This window comes from Providencia sp. PROV200 (genome assembly GCF_049901995.1).
GTDB lineage: Bacteria > Pseudomonadota > Gammaproteobacteria > Enterobacterales > Enterobacteriaceae > Providencia > Providencia rettgeri_E.
The window spans coordinates 1,328,925-1,344,995 of sequence record NZ_CP096307.1 but is presented as its reverse complement, the minus strand read 5'-3'; the positions used below and the strand labels follow the sequence as shown (position 1 = coordinate 1,344,995).

The 16,071-nt window shown below is 41.4% G+C and carries 13 protein-coding genes; 4 read left to right on the top strand and 9 right to left on the bottom strand.

The features are described 5' to 3' along the window. Positions 1-70: 70 nt before the first annotated feature. A complete protein-coding gene (infA, locus tag M1E86_RS06000; RefSeq protein WP_004244560.1) occupies positions 71-289 on the top strand; it encodes a translation initiation factor IF-1 in 219 nt (72 codons plus the stop codon). 60 nt (positions 290-349) lie between these two features. On the opposite strand, the gene clpA is transcribed toward infA, so the two are convergent. Together clpA and clpS are read right to left on the bottom strand one after the other, a co-directional pair. Next, complete coding sequence (gene clpA, locus M1E86_RS05995) at positions 350-2,632, bottom strand: ATP-dependent Clp protease ATP-binding subunit ClpA (RefSeq protein WP_213913498.1); 2,283 nt, start codon at positions 2,630-2,632, stop codon at positions 350-352. Between the two features lie 31 nt (positions 2,633-2,663). Continuing rightward, positions 2,664-2,984: an ATP-dependent Clp protease adapter ClpS gene (clpS, locus tag M1E86_RS05990; RefSeq protein ID WP_125893232.1), complete on the bottom strand. Its 321-nt coding sequence runs from the start codon at positions 2,982-2,984 to the stop codon at positions 2,664-2,666. 430 nt (positions 2,985-3,414) lie between these two features. On the opposite strand from clpS, the gene cspD reads away from it, so the two are divergent. Next, positions 3,415-3,657, top strand: a complete 243-nt coding sequence (gene cspD / locus M1E86_RS05985; protein WP_125893234.1) for a cold shock domain-containing protein CspD — start codon at positions 3,415-3,417, stop codon at positions 3,655-3,657. Positions 3,658-3,739: 82 nt separating this feature from the next. On the opposite strand, the gene M1E86_RS05980 is transcribed toward cspD, so the two are convergent. The 7 genes from M1E86_RS05980 to M1E86_RS05950 form a co-directional block, all read right to left on the bottom strand. Continuing rightward, the gene (locus M1E86_RS05980; RefSeq protein WP_125893235.1) at positions 3,740-4,678 is read right to left on the bottom strand and encodes a DUF1177 domain-containing protein; all 939 of its coding nucleotides are present in this window, start codon (positions 4,676-4,678) and stop codon (positions 3,740-3,742) included. 236 nt (positions 4,679-4,914) lie between these two features. Next, a complete protein-coding gene (locus M1E86_RS05975; RefSeq protein WP_125893237.1) occupies positions 4,915-5,673 on the bottom strand; it encodes an IclR family transcriptional regulator in 759 nt (252 codons plus the stop codon). Next, the gene (locus M1E86_RS05970; protein WP_213913497.1) at positions 5,670-6,503 is read right to left on the bottom strand and encodes a nitrilase-related carbon-nitrogen hydrolase; all 834 of its coding nucleotides are present in this window, start codon (positions 6,501-6,503) and stop codon (positions 5,670-5,672) included. The genes M1E86_RS05975 and M1E86_RS05970 overlap by 4 nt, the downstream gene beginning before the upstream one ends. Positions 6,504-6,513: 10 nt before the next feature. After that, positions 6,514-7,860, bottom strand: coding sequence for a purine-cytosine permease family protein (locus M1E86_RS05965; protein ID WP_213913496.1), 1,347 nt, complete (start codon positions 7,858-7,860; stop codon positions 6,514-6,516). Between the two features lie 408 nt (positions 7,861-8,268). Continuing rightward, positions 8,269-10,212 (bottom strand): macrolide ABC transporter ATP-binding protein/permease MacB, encoded by a 1,944-nt coding sequence (gene macB / locus M1E86_RS05960; protein ID WP_213913495.1) that lies wholly within the window; start codon positions 10,210-10,212, stop codon positions 8,269-8,271. Positions 10,213-10,214: 2 nt separating this feature from the next. After that, positions 10,215-11,321 carry a macrolide transporter subunit MacA gene (gene macA, locus M1E86_RS05955; protein WP_125893250.1) on the bottom strand — a complete coding sequence of 369 codons (1,107 nt, stop codon included), beginning with the start codon at positions 11,319-11,321 and terminating at the stop codon, positions 10,215-10,217. 202 nt (positions 11,322-11,523) lie between these two features. After that, entirely contained in the window at positions 11,524-13,188 is a 1,665-nt protein-coding gene (locus M1E86_RS05950) for a DUF2813 domain-containing protein (protein ID WP_213913494.1), read from the bottom strand. Positions 13,189-13,593: 405 nt separating this feature from the next. On the opposite strand from M1E86_RS05950, the gene M1E86_RS05945 reads away from it, so the two are divergent. Continuing rightward, positions 13,594-14,493 carry a lysine exporter LysO family protein gene (locus M1E86_RS05945; RefSeq protein WP_213913493.1) on the top strand — a complete coding sequence of 300 codons (900 nt, stop codon included), beginning with the start codon at positions 13,594-13,596 and terminating at the stop codon, positions 14,491-14,493. 51 nt (positions 14,494-14,544) lie between these two features. Further along, on the top strand, positions 14,545-16,026 hold the full coding sequence (locus M1E86_RS05940; protein ID WP_426099285.1) for a DUF2867 domain-containing protein: 1,482 nt from the start codon (positions 14,545-14,547) through the stop codon (positions 16,024-16,026). Positions 16,027-16,071: the final 45 nt, after the last annotated feature.

The window sequence follows — 16,071 nt, the reverse complement described above, 5'->3', positions numbered from 1 at the left end:
TTACTTAGTGTGGGTTTTTGGGCATTATCTTGCCCGTTAAAAATCACGGTTATTAAACTTAGAGGATTAGATGGCCAAAGAAGACAATATTGAAATGCAGGGCACAGTTTTAGATACCCTGCCAAACACAATGTTCCGTGTTGAACTGGAAAACGGTCACGTGGTGACTGCTCATATTTCTGGAAAAATGCGTAAAAACTATATCCGCATCCTGACAGGCGACAAGGTAACTGTAGAGTTAACACCTTATGACCTTAGCAAAGGCCGAATCATTTTCCGTAGCCGTTGATATTCTCTTCAGGCAAGGCCTGACAACCACAGGTGCATTGATACACCTGTGGTCTATTCGTCAGAATACCGCATCCTCCGGAGAGGCCTTGTGCACGCTACTGAAGTTGTATGTCAGTGTGTTACTTTTTTCATCAAGCCCGATACTTACAGAGCCACCATTCGTTAATGAACCAAATAGCAGCTCGTTTGCTAATGGTTTTTTCAGGTTGTCCTGAATGGTGCGAGCCATAGGTCGGGCACCCATTGCTTTATCATAGCCTTTCTCAGACAACCAGCGGCGAGCCGCGGCGCTAACTTCAATTGATACACCCTTTTCATCAAGTTGTACTTGTAATTCCACTATAAATTTATCAACGACCTGCGTAATAATTTCTGGGGTTAATGCGTTAAACCAAATGATGCCATCGAGGCGGTTACGAAACTCTGGTGAGAACGCCTTTTTGATCTCAGACATCGCATCAGTGCTATTATCTTGCTCTGCAAAGCCAATAGAACGACGCTGAGTTTCTTGTACCCCTGCATTGGTTGTCATTACCACAACAACATTACGGAAATCCGCCTTACGGCCGTTGTTATCCGTTAAAGTACCGTGATCCATGACCTGCAATAGGATATTAAACACATCAGGATGGGCTTTTTCGATTTCATCCAGCAACACCACTGAATGCGGGTGTTTAATAACGGCATCCGTCAGTAAGCCACCCTGATCAAACCCAACATAGCCAGGAGGCGCGCCAATTAAGCGGCTAACCGTGTGACGCTCCATATATTCAGACATATCAAATCGCAGCAATTTGATATCCAACGCTTTCGCTAACTGGACGGTCACTTCGGTTTTACCTACCCCCGTCGGCCCAGCAAATAAGAAAGAGCCCACCGGTTTATTTTCTAACCCTAGACCTGCCCGATTCATTTTGATAGCTTCAGACAACGAATCTATCGCTTTGTCTTGCCCAAAAACTAACATTTTCAAACGTGAATCAAGTGTCTTGAGCTTGTCTTTATCGCTGGAAGATACGGTTTTTTCAGGGATGCGAGCGATACGTGCCACGACAGTTTCAATTTCAGGCACGCCAATGGTTTTTTTACGCTTACTCGGTGCAACCAGTCGCGTTCGTGCCCCTGCTTCATCAATCACGTCAATGGCTTTATCTGGCAAATGCCTATCAGTGATATATTTAATAGATAAATCTACCGCTGCTTGAATTGCTTTTGCGGTATAACGCACATCATGGTGCGCTTCATACTTAGGTTTTAACCCATTGATGATACGAATTGTTTCTTCTGGTGTTGGCTCTACAATATCAATTTTCTGGAAACGACGCGCCAGCGCTCTGTCTTTCTCAAAAATACTGCCGAATTCTTGGTATGTTGTTGAACCAATAACACGAATGCGCCCGCTTGATAGTAATGGCTTAATTAAGTTAGCCGCGTCAACTTGCCCGCCAGATGCTGCTCCTGCACCGATGATCGTGTGAATTTCATCAATAAATAAAATGCTTTTTGGATCTTTTTCCAGCATTTTCAGTAATGCTTTGAAGCGTTTCTCAAAGTCACCACGGTATTTGGTTCCTGCCAGTAATGAACCAATATCTAATGAATAAATTGTGCAGCCTTTCATGACGTCAGGTACGTCATCTTGCTCAATACGCCACGCTAACCCTTCGGCAATAGCCGTTTTACCAACACCTGATTCACCAACTAATAATGGGTTATTTTTACGACGGCGACACAGTACTTGAATCGTACGCTCTAATTCGGCCTGACGCCCTACCAGCGGGTCGATATTCCCCTTCTTGGCCTGTTGGTTCAGGTTAGTCGTAAAGTTGTCCATATGGTCTTCAGAGACCGGCTGTTCTTCATTTTGCACGCTATTAGAGGAGATATCTTGTTCTGGTGACGACTCTTCGCCTTTTATCGTGCCATGAGAAATATAATTAACCACATCTAAGCGGCTAACATCATGTTTCCGTAATAAGTACGCAGCTTGGGACTCTTGCTCACTAAAAATCGCCACTAATACATTTGCACCGCTGACTTCGTTGCGCCCAGAGGATTGCACATGAAAAACAGCGCGCTGTAATACACGCTGAAAACTCAACGTAGGCTGGGTGTCTCTGCTATCATTTTCGGGTAACAAAGGTGTAGTTTGCGCGATGAAGTGTTCAAGTTCTTGACGTAATGCAACAAGATCAACCTTACAAGCATCTAAAGCTTCGCGCGCAGAGATATTACTCAGTAACGCCAGCAATAGGTGCTCTACAGTCATAAACTCATGGCGACTGTCTTTCGCTTTCGTAAAAGCTACGTTTAAACTAAGCTCTAGTTCTTGATTGAGCATAAGCACCTCCCAAAATTGATATTAAGCCAAGTTAGACTTTCTCTATAGTGCAAAGCAAAGGGTACTCATGTTCACGAGCAAAAATATTGACTTGCGCCGCTTTAGTTTCAGCAACCTCTGCAGTAAAAATTCCACAAACTCCCTTTCCTTGAATATGGACATCTAACATTATCTGTGTAGCGCGTTCTTCATCAAAAGAAAAGTATTTTTGTAACACTTCAACAACAAAATCCATCGGCGTGTAATCGTCATTATTTAATAGCACCTTATACATCGATGGCGGCTGTAAGGTTTGCTCTATTTCATCTTTAAAAACGACGTCAGTTTTAAATGTGCCTAGAAAATCACTCATTACTTTCTTGCTCAGTATTTAACTTCAATTTAAGCATAGTCTTTATTATCAACGATTTCTATCAATCATATTGATAGCGTCATAAAACTATACCATTTAGTAACTATGATATTTTTTGTTTATATTGCATCAAATGACAGTGTAGCATGGGAATCATCTTTGCTTCCATGATTAGCAATCTGTGAGCCATATCAAATATTACAAAAAATGAGCGTTATTGATTAGAGAATTCTTAACACTTTACACTAATTCCTGAACCTCACCTCTTGACCTTAGAAGGCAATTTATTACAGTATGTTTTACGAACAAACGATACAGTATTTATACTTATCTCTCGTATGTTTTTTTATATATTATTCTAAACGCAAACATAGTTCTAAACGCAGACATAGTTCTAAACGCAAATATTGGTAAATTTGAAGGATGAAATATGGAGACAGGTATCGTTAAGTGGTTCAATAACGCAAAAGGCTTCGGCTTTATTTGCCCAGCTGATGGCGGAGAAGATATTTTTGCACATTATTCCTGCATCCAAATGGACGGTTACAGGACACTAAAAGCAGGCCAAAAAGTTCAGTTCAGTTTAACTATTGGGCCCAAAGGCAACCACGCTGAGCTTATTATCCCTATTGGAGTTGAAGACAATTCCGCTAATAGCAGCGAATCGAGCTAAGCTTATACTCAATAGAGCACAGTTAATTATTTCAATTACATTGATTAGTACAATAATTAACTGTGGCTATTCTCTGCAATGACTAAGTACGATTACCCGCGGTTTGTAGGTGACGCATATCACCATACAGTGCCGTTAATAATGTATATTGTTCAACATCATAAAATGCACACTGATTCGCGGTAAACTCTTTCGCAACTTCTATCATAAATTTCACAGTACTCGCAATATCAACCTCATGACTAGCCCCTGTAGAGCAACCTGGCACCACGGTCTCTGAACAGATAGCGACACCAACCACGGGTGCAGACGTAGATACTGCAGGTTGTAATATACTGTTGATGTGATGTAGGCCATTACCATATGGCGTGATATCTTGAATTGATAGTGGGAATGTCACTGCTTTTTGACCACTACTCCACTCCATCAAGCGAATTAAATCCTCTGATACCGGTAAAATATAACCATCTTTTACCGTTGGCGATAGCGCATACCCTTTATGATTAAGTAAACGATTTCCCTTCGTGGTATCTACTGACAAAATAGCATCCGCTTCTGGGATCGCCTCATGTTGATTCATCGTGGCATCATCAAGAGGTGAATCCATGAAATCAACAGGCGTGTGCGGGCGTGTTGGCGCATTTGGGCAGATATGGGTCGTGATCACCACATCACCGAGTAATCGGTCACCCTTTTCATGCATTTGTGCCAATTTAAGCGCTGTTGCAAGTGCGGCAATCGCACCATCTGCATCAGAAACAACACCAATACGAGAAGGCCTGGCGCCTATTCCACCTAAGCGCCCAATGATCCCGAGTGTCGGAGCTTCTTTATGTTGTGATTTACCTTGTGTTCCTGGAATAAGGATGCGAACAAAATCACTTTGCCCTTTATGATCCTTAACCGTTTTAGATATAACTTCAATGTGTGGGAAATCTTGGAACAATGCAACAATGTCTTCACCTTTAACACTAGCGCAATCGATTAGCTCATATACGCAAAGAGTTTGTTTTAGACTCATTGTACTTCCTTTAATTTTTTTTATGGGAGTGAAGAGCTACTCAGGGGTTAACTCGCCTAAAATAGCGAGTTAACCCCATTTCGCTCTAGATGAAACCTCACGTAATCGAGGCCCCATTTTTCCTGATGAAGGCGTATTCACGCACTTAAAATACTCATAATATAAATATTTATAATTTACTGCTTACTTCTACTACCTACTTCTTACTACTGTTTACTTTTATGAACAAAATCAGCTTATGACTTATTTATGCTTTTTTGCAACCAATATGGGTCACCCACCATACAACCAAGATAGGCTGCTTTATGGCAAAGACTTATAGATAACTGTGCTTTGACCTCATCATTCATTTGTGTTGCAGGTAAACTTAAGCACAAGGCATACAACGTATTTTGCGCTGGGTCGAAAACCGTGCTTGATATTGACGCGACGCCAGCAACAGATTCATCCGTCGAAAATTCCCAGCCACGCTCAGCCACGAGGTCCAAACGCTCAACTAATTTAACTCGTGCTTTCTCTTCTTTTAGTTCACGTTCAATAATTTTTGACCGTTCATTTGGCGATAACCTTGCTAATAACGCACGCCCTGTTGAAGTCCCCAATATGGGTAACCGCGTACCCGGCTGAGTGATCACTTGCAGCATGCTATTACCAAAGCGCGCATGAACGACACGAACCATATCATCATCAAGTGCCGACACATAACTGGTAAACCCGCTATCTTTCGCAAGTTCATCAAGTGCTTCAAGCATCATATCGATTAATGGATTCATTCCTCTGGCCCGATGCGCTAATTCCATAATCAGCAAACCCGGGCGATATATCGGTGCATTGTTTTTCTTTTCAAGTAACCCAAGCTCAGCCATTTGCTTTAATAGACGAGAAGCAGAACTTTTAGGCATACCTAACTCATTAACTAATGTTGTTACCGTCAGCTCATTCCCTGAACGCAGGAATAATTGGTAAACATCAACAACGCTAGATAAAATACTCATGACCCTAAACCTTGGGTTAATACACGATAACTTTGTGGCTTTCTGTCTCGCAGATAAGGCACATTTAAGCGCGTATGGGCTTGGTTTAAAAAATCAACCTCGCCGATTAATAGCTCCTCACCTTCACAGCCCGCTTCACAAAGTACTTGGCCGCGAGGACCTAAAAGCTTGCTACCACCAAATAAATGCAGGTCTTCTTCATAACCCCAACGGTTCACTGCAAGTAAGTGGGTTCCATTTTCTAATGCTCGACAGGCGCTGTTAATATCCCAGACATCTCGGTCTTGAACACACCAAGCTGAAGGCGCTAATAATAATTCCGCGCCTTGTAATGTTAAAATTCGTGCGACTTCAGGAAAACCCATGTCATAACAAATCATGACACCGATTTTACCAATGGGGGTTTCAAACACAGGGAAACTATCACCTCGTCCAAACCACTGTTTCTCTATACCAAAGGCATGAACTTTACGAAAAACGCCACTAATACCATCACACCCAGGGTTCCAAACACCGACAGAGTTATAGATATCACCTAAATATTCACCGCGTTCAACAAAACCGCTAACAATGGTGATATTTAAACGAGTAGCAAGTTCGCTAAATAACGTATAAGTTTCACTTCCGATGGAATCGCTTAAATCCCACAACTTGGTAGTCAACAAGTCACCACGGTAACCCGTTGTCGCCAGTTCAGGGAAACAAATCAATTTTGCCCCTGAATCCGCAGCTTGCTGGCACAACTGTGCCATACGTTGCAAATTATTTGTTTTATTGCCAAGTTCTGAATCAAACTGAGCCAGAGCAACTTTAACTTTTGTACCTGACATGGTTTAATCCTTAATCTAAATGAGACACTTTGCGAAAGTGTACCGTTTCAACACCTTTGGCTTTCGCCTGCCAGCGCATTCCTATCCAATAAGCGACCGCGCCAGTAATTAAAGAGTTAAGTGCAGGAATGCCATAGTCAGCGTGCAGTGGACCTAACTCTGATGTCCCCCACCCAACCAGCACTGCAATGACCCACACGATTAGTGTTACAGGGTTATATGCTTCACAGCTTGGCGGTAATATGCCTTGCTCTCGAGTGAGATCTAACTCTTTACGGTCACGTTTTAACAGATAATAGTCAACAACCATAATCCCTGCGACAGGTGGGATCGCTATTCCTAAATAGATCAAGAATCCAATAAAGTTATCTAAGATCCCTAACATTGAAGCGATAGTCCCAAAAATGCCAATCACCCAAGTTAAATAACGACGATCAAAACGCTTATTAAAGATGGCATTTAACAGTGTTGAAAAACCTAACGACGATGAATACAGATTGATATCATTCATTTTTATTGTCGAAAAGATAACAATCGATGCGCCTAATAGGCCCGTCAGTGCCATCATTAAATCAAATACTTGACTCGTCCGTAATGATAACGCCATCAATACAGCTATCATATTGACCAGTAACTCACCAAAAAATGTGCCAATGAGCGTCATCCAAAACACATCTTTAGGCCCTTTCATAAAGCGGCTGATATCGGGTGTTGTGACGGCTGCAATGATAAAACCACCAGCAACCATAGTGATGGCCGCAGGCATAGTCATTAATGGCCCGGCGGGTTCAGTGTCATTGATAAGCGTACCAATATCTTGACCTGATAATAAGTTATATGTCGCCCAGCCTAACGCGAATAAAAATAGCGGCGTTGAGATATTGGCAGTAATAGATAAAAATCGATACCCATATACTGTTATAACCGTCACCGCAATACCTGTAATAAGTGACCAAGTCCCTGGTGTTAGCACATTAGTCGCTTTATACATTCCATCCGCAAAGAAACCATTTTGTACGCCAAACCAGCCCATTAAGGAGATAGCAATCGCGCCACCAATGAGAGCTGAGCCTAACTTACCAAAACCCGCCCACCGAGACAGTAGGCTGATCGACATTCCTTCACGGCATGCAGCCGCTCCAAGCCCCCAGCTGACAACCTGTAAAATTACAGAGCCAAGCATTGTTGCCCAAAACGCCTGCCAAAAAGTTAACCCATAACCAAGAGCCGCACCTAGCATAACTTGTGAAACACAAGCTAGTGCACCTATTCGTAGAATTAACACTTCATAAAACGGCCTACGAGCACTTTGGGGCACCCGAGCCAAAGAATAATCTTCACCTGCTTTATTCGCCATATTGCACCTACTGTGTGGTTGTCTTTGCTTAGTTTTTTTACTGGCTTTATTATAAGTTCCATTATATGGAACTAGGTTTCATTTATTCTACGAGGCAAATCATATCCATGATCGATACCAATTCGCAAGCAGAATTTATCTTTTCAGACAGTTTTTTATTATGAAATATTTTAAGAAACGAGGGAATATATAGATTAAAAAAAATATTATTAGAAAATTAAGGAGTTAAAAATAACGTATTTAATTAGCAGAATTTAATTGAGGAACTCAGTTCCAATAAATGGGACTACTCTTGAGTAGATATTTCTTCAAGTTAGCATTTAATATCTTCTCTCATCTTCTGCATCAAATCCTATGATGCAGAAGATACGCAACGAACATTTAGCTCATAAATAATTAAGCTGTATACTATTCCCTCACCAACGCATCAATTGGGTTTAAGCGAGCCGCATTTCGAGCAGGTAAAAAACCAAAAATAATACCAATGGCCGTTGAACACACAAAAGCACTGACTAACGCCACGGGATCAAAAGAAAATGTCCAGCCCGGTAACGCCATTTGAGCCAATAAGCTAATCCCATACGATAGTCCAATACCCATTAGCCCTCCTATCAAACAGACTAGTACGGCTTCGATAAGAAATTGCTGCATCACATCGCTAGTTCTAGCGCCTACCGCCATTCGAATACCAATTTCTCGCGTTCTTTCAGTAACGGAAACTAACATAATATTCATCACACCAATTCCTCCGACCACTAATGAAATAACCGCCACTAGTGTGAGAAATAACTGCATTGTTTGGGTTGTTTTCTCTGCCGTTTTAATAAAGGTATCGAGGTTATAGGTGAAAATATCCTTTTTACCATGGCGCAACGTGAGTAAGCGGGTCAGTTGCTGTTCTACCGTTTTCGCATCGTAACCGTCTTTCACCCTAACAACAAAGCTCTCATAGTATGGACGGTTCAGAATTTTACTATTTACTGTGGTATCCGGTAACCAAACCGATAGTGACTTACTCGAACCAAAAGTCGATTTTTTCTCTTCAAGCACACCGATAATCGTTACAGGCATATTACCAATGAGCAAAGTTTCGCCAATAACATGTTCTTGTTTAGGGAAAAAGCGGCGCTTAGTATTGGCATCAATAACCACCACTTGTGCGCGCTTATCCACCATATCTTGCGTGAAACTCATACCTTCTGAAAATTTAGAGGCATAAACATTAAAATAATCCCGCCCAACACCGGTGAGCTGTGCCGAAGCGTCAACATTCCCTTTTCTTAAGCGTGTAGAGTGGTTGAGTTCGCCAGAAATCGCGTGCACATAAGGCTGTTTTGCTAATGCATCAATATCTGCGGCTCTCAAGGACTGACGATTTTTTGCATCATCGTACCCAAAGTCTTCCCCTGGATAAATTGAAATGGTATTCGTCCCGATTGATTTTATATCATTAAGGACCATACCTTGCGCGGCATCACCGATCACCATTATGGATACCACCGACGCAATACCAATGATAATCCCAAGCATCGTCAGTAATGTGCGCATTTTATTGACAACCATGGCACGCCAAGCCATTAACAAAGCCTCGCTAAACCGACCATACATTTGGTTTAATGTCAGTTTTCTTGCAGGGGCTTTTGGTAATGAATTTGTTCGTGTTGTGGTTTTGCTACCTGAGTCATTCAAAATCTCGCCATCTTTAATTTCTACGATACGTTCTGCTTGCTGAGCTATTTCAGGGTCATGCGTGACAATGATCACTGTATGTCCTTGGGCACAAAGGTCTTTTAAAATATTCATGACCTCTTCTCCCGAATGGCTATCCAGCGCTCCTGTTGGCTCATCCGCGAGAATTATCTGCCCACCATTCATAAGAGCGCGAGCAATACTCACGCGCTGTTGTTGCCCACCAGACAACTGACTTGGACGATAATCCACGCGCTCCCCTAGCCCTAGACGCTGTAATAACTGGGCTGCTCGCTCACGACGTTGGTTCTTACCCGCCCCTGCATATACCGCAGGTACCTCAACATTTTGTTCCGCACTTAAATGACTCAGTAAATGGTAACGTTGAAAAATAAAGCCAAAATGTTCTCGGCGCAGTTCTGCCAATTGGTCATTATCTAACGTTGCGACGCTTTGGCCATCAATGCAATAATTCCCTTCTGTTGGTTTATCTAGGCACCCAATAATATTCATGAGTGTGGATTTACCTGAGCCCGAAGCGCCAATAATCGCCACCATCTCACCTGCATTAATTTGTAGTGAGACACTTTTTAAGACTGTAACTTGGTTTTCACCTTCCCCATAGCGGCGAGTGATCCCTTGAAGATCAATTAACGCAGACATAGTTAGTATTCCGTCTCGCTGTGCCCAATGACCACTTTATCGCCTTCATTAAGGCCTTTGGTAATTTCCACATACACATCGTTTCGACCACCGATTTTAACTTGTTTTTTCTCGACTTTATTCTCTTGCAGAATATCCACTTCATAGGTTTGTGGTGAAATTTCATTGCCTAATGCAGATAGCGGCAGTAACAGCACATTTTTACGTGAGTCTAATTCAATGGTGACCTGTGCAGTCATTTGTAATTTCAACAAATGTTGCGGGTTAGGCACCTCAAAACGCGCATAATAGAAAATGGCATCATTAATTTTTTCAGGTGTCGGTAAAATATCCTTTAATTGCCCAGCAAATTTTTTATCTGGAGCCCCTAAAACGGTAAAAGAGGCATCTTGGCCCGGTTCCAAATAAATTACATCGGCCTCAGAAACTTCAGCTTTGACGAGCATCGTGTCCAAGTCCGCAAGGGTTAAAATTGTTGGAGCTTCCTGAGCAGCGATAACCGTCTGCCCCTGTAGTGTTTTAATAAAGGTGACAATACCATCCATTGGTGCCGTAATTTGCGTATATTTTAGATTTGTTTTTGCTGAATCTAGGGTGGCTTGGTTACGCTTAATTTGAGCTTGATAAGTGGCGACTTGCGCTTTTTTTACTTCTACATCGGTTTTCGCTTTATCAAGTTCTTGCTGAGAAACGGCCTGCTGTTTTGCTAGGCTTAAATGACGTTGATAAGTCACTTGGGCAAGGCGAAGCTCTGCTTGAGCTAATGATAAATTGGCTTCGAGTTCACGTGTTGTTGCTTCAGATTCAATAACATCATTTTGGGCTTTTTTCGGGTCAATAACCGCTAATAAGTCACCTTTTTTAACATAATCGCCCTCTTTAACATACAGTGTTTGTAACTGCCCACTCACCTGAGCCCCTACATCGACTTTACGTACTGCATCGAGTTTTCCCGTTGCCAGTACTTGTTTGTCTAAATCGCCCTGTATGACATCTACAGTTTGGAAAACCGCTTCTTTTTCTCTATTAAAAAGAAACCCAGCGGTGACTAGGGCAAAAATAATGATTACCAAGTAAATCGGCCACTTTTTTTTAGGCTTTGCCTTCATGTTTACCTACTTCCTATGAACAAAAAGAGGGCATAGCCCTCTAAAATTGCTAACAACCTGTAAAAGGAGCGAGTTTCCAATTTGTTGCCAGCTAAAAACTAATGCCCCAATTATATATCACTTAAGTTATCAATTGATTCAACATGAAATAGCCATTCTTCAACGATCAATCAACAACAAGTAAAATTTATCAATATTACCATTAATTTGCTTTTCCCCTTGCCAGCCATGCCACACGAGAAAACATACTTTTCAATTGCAGCGGAATACTATCAGGGCCTAATTCTGCAGCTCTATTCACCGTGGCTAGCGCTAAATCTGGTTTCGATGTGCGAGAAATCGCTTTAAGAATCACCCGCCTTGTTGAAACCTTTGCATTATCTGGGATATCCGCAATTTCATGATAAAGACTTTTAAACCCTTCGCGATATAGAAAATGTTCCATATCTGGTGCAGGTAGCATCGTTAGCCTATCCCTATTTGAGGAATTAATTTTGTGAGCGTAATGTGTCGCGGTTGCCGCATATTTACGCCCAGCCTCGTCACCATCGGTTAAAACATGCCATTCGATTCCCATCTTATTGGCAAACTTCAGCAAAGGTTTCAAGCCACTTTGTGCAAATGCAATAACTTTTATTCCTTCAGTTTCAAAGTAATAGTTACACTGGCGCGAAAACTCATTCATCAACCAAATTTCTGTTTCTCCTTCAACTAATAACCAACAACGAGCAAATAAGGCTGATGGACGATTAAAACGAATATGGAAAGAAATTTTACGTAACTCTTCAGCGCTTAGATCATTTTCATTCAAACGATAAGCTGAAACTTTATTGGTATTGCGAACCAAACGACACAAATCTTCCAGAGGCGCTAATGAGAGTAACTCTCCTGAGTTCGTCGTCGTAATCCGCTGTAGAGAAAATAAACTAAATAAGCCCCATGCGATAGAGAGCATAATCGGATGTAAACGCGTTTCTGGATCTTCAACAATAATCAATGGCCGCGCATGTTTATCTAAGTGAATATTACCTTTTGATTGTAATAATGAAGAAAACATTCCTAAAATAATTAATCGAATATTGCGTTGATTTGGCTTTGCAATTAAACGACTAATGTTATCAAGCGCTTTCCAGCCACGCTTACGTGGCTCTATTTTAACAATTGAATTATCTGACCGAATAATATGGGAGCTTTGCCCAGAAAAATAATGGCTAAGCAACTGTTGCATAGCATCAATTCCATCACCAAGGTCTTCATCACTTAAGCGCTCAGGGTTGTTGACCAATGCACTGGTTAGCTCCTTAATACGGGCATTAAATAAGTCACGCACCTCTTTTTGCCCTGAAACTATCGTTTCTGGGTTAAGCGAGTGTAAAAATCGGGCATCTCGTAGGCGAATAACTGGATACAACCGAATAATTTCTTTGATATATTTACCTACATTATCCAAAGAAAGCTTATTGCCGCCTGCATTTAAAAAGGTTTTATCGACGGCTATCGAGCCATCATCTCTAAGCTCTGCACTAACACGATAGAAAATATGTTTAAGGCCATCTCCGTTATCGACCCATACAGAGCTAAGATTATGAAAACGATATGATTGATGACGCCCTTTTCGCCGCTCACCAAATTTTAGAACAATCTGTAATGAGCGGTAACGCGATTCATCATTACCTGTTGGATGGTGAAAATCATGAAGACTGAATTGGTAATCTGTGTGTTCAGGAGAAAGAAGAAGATCAAGTGCATCAAGTAAACTCGATTTCCCCCAGGAATTCTCACCGACTAAAACCGTACTATTATTTAGTTCTAAAGAAAGCCGGTTAATCCCTCTAAATCCGTATATTTCCACACGTTCCAGATACATATTACTCTCTCCTTGAAGTATTTATATTCCCCCTTCTATTTCATCAGTTGCCATTACGTACTGAATGATTATGCAAAGTGAAAATATAAAAGAATAATAACCAAAGCTTACCGATTAACCACATTCATTACTATCACAATATATGCTAAATAAAAATTATTCATAACAAAACAGAGAACTATATTGAGCATCTAATAGCAGTGTTATAAAATAGGAAAACTTTCATTTTTAGTGTTTTTGACCTATTTTTCATTGAGACGCCAATAAAAAAATTTTATCACAAAAAATTCTTTTCTTACTCGGCGCTATATCAGGTTTATGCTTCGATAACCTAAATAAAAAAGATAAGCATAACTCTTTGTTTATAGTTACCTAGTCTATGGGTTAACCTTTAAGGATCCGGCCATGTATTCAGGACTTTTGATTATACTGCTACCATTAACACTTGGTTACCTTATTACTATTAGAAATAAACAAATTCTTCATCGGGTTCACCAATCACTTAACTCAATGGTCTATGTTATTTTATTTCTAATGGGAATCACTCTCGCACTGCTTGAAAACTTAAGTATTCACTTAATTTCTATTTTAATTTATGCCATTACCTTTTTTGGCTGCATATTTTCATTAAATGTTATCTCTTTGTTATTACTTGATAAATTTGACCCTTGGAAAATTCCACAACACAAACAAGAAAAGCCGCCATCTAGGATCAAAATGGTTTTAGAGTCTCTGCAGCTTTGCGGGGTGTTATTGCTGGGTTTTATTGTCGGGTTAACGGGTTTTAATTTCTTACACTATGCCGATAAAGGCAGCCAGGTTGCACTAATGTTGCTGTTGCTACTTGTTGGCATTCAATTACGCAATAGTGGAATGAGTATTAAACAAATCTTAATCAATCGACGTGGAACAACTATTGCGTTTGTCATGGGGGTCAGCGCACTCGCGGGCGGTGCATTAGCCGCGTTTTTACTCGGTCTTCCAGTAAAAATGGGGTTAGCAGTCGCCTCAGGCTTTGGCTGGTACTCATTAACAGGAATTGTAATCACCGATGCTTATGGCCCAGTCATGGGAAGCGCGGCTTTTTTCAATGACTTAGCAAGGGAACTTGCTGCAATCATGCTCATTCCAATTATTATTAATCGTTATCGTTCAACCGCTCTTGGCATTTGTGGTTCAACGTCAATGGATTTTACACTGCCTGTTTTACAACGTAGCGGTGGGGTTTCAATTGTCCCAGCCGCCATTGTTCATGGCTTTGTACTTAGTCTTATTACGCCAATTCTCATGGCCTTCTTTACATAGGTAAAATTTCAGTCACAATAGCTGTTACTTTGCGTGAAACAGGAAATTAACATGACAGATAAACAACGTGTTTTAGTGTTGGGCGCTAGTGGTTATATTGGTCAGAATCTGATCCCTAAACTTATTGAGCAAGGATATGACGTAACAGCTGGTGCACGCCGTGTTGATTGGATGTTATCCCAAGGCTGGCAAGATACCCAATGCATTTATGTGGATCTTCACGATCCTGAAACATTAAAAGATGTCATGCAAGACATCGATATTGTTTATTTCCTTGTTCATAGCATGGCCGACCAAGCTAATTTAGTCGAACGTGAACGCACAGCCGCTCGTAATGTGCAACAAGTCCTTGAAGGCTCAAGCGTTAAACATGTTATTTATCTTAGCGCATTACAGCATGGGCATACCTATTCACCGCATTTAATTGCACGACGTTTAACCGGCGATATTTTACGTGAAAGCCAAATCCCTGTTACCGAAATCCGTTCATCTATTATCGTTGGCTCTGGTTCTGCCGCATTCGAAATTATGCGCGATATGGTTTACAACTTAGCTATTTTAACTCCGCCACGTTGGGTCCGTTCTAAATCATCCCCCATCGCTCTGTCGAATATTTTGTATTATTTAACGCAACTGGCGAAAATACCAACAACCGAAAACCGAATTTTCGATGCAGGCGGCCCTGAGTATATTAGCTATCAAGAGCTATTTAAGCGCTTTATTAAGGTCAGTGGTAAACGTCGTTTACTTATTCCTATCCCGATCCCGATTAGTATGATTTCCGTGCATTTCATCAGTTTGATCACCTCCGTCCCCCCATCTATTGCTAAGGAGTTAATCCAAGGCTTGGAGCACGATCTCCCTGCAGATGATAAAGCGCTACGAGAGCTGATCCCTCAAACCTTAATCTCTTTTGATGATGCCGTTAGAGCGACTTTAGCAGAAGAAGCCGATGCTATTGATAACGCAGATTGGGGCTATGACCCAGAGGTCAGAAAACGCTGGCGCCCCGGTTATGGCTATTACCCAAAACAAGCGGGAGCAACCCTTGGAACAACAGCCAGTTCGGAATCGCTCTGGTATACAGTGCAACAAATCGGTGGAAAAAACGGCTATTTCTATGCCAATGGCCTGTGGAAAACCCGCGCCATCATGGACGATATGATGCTGAATAAAGTAAAGTACGGCCGCCCCGACCGTGAAGAACTCCAACTCGGTGATGAAATTGATGGCTGGCGCGTGATTAATCTTGAACCGAATAAACAACTTAGCTTGTTATTTGGTATGAAAGCGCCAGGCCTTGGCCGCTTAACTTTTACTATTCATGATAGCGGGAACCGCCGTTCTATTGATGTTCGCGCATGGTGGCACCCAGCTGGCTTTTGCGGCCTACTCTATTGGTTTGCCATGATGCCTGCCCATTTATTTATTTTTAAAGGTATGGCAAAACGCATCAGCGAACTGGCCTATGAGCGGGATAAACAACTCGCAAAAGAACAGCAAGCAGAGCAACTGACCGTTAAATCAGATTAATTTTAGCGTAAAAACCAAATTTTTATGCATAAATTATTGCATAAA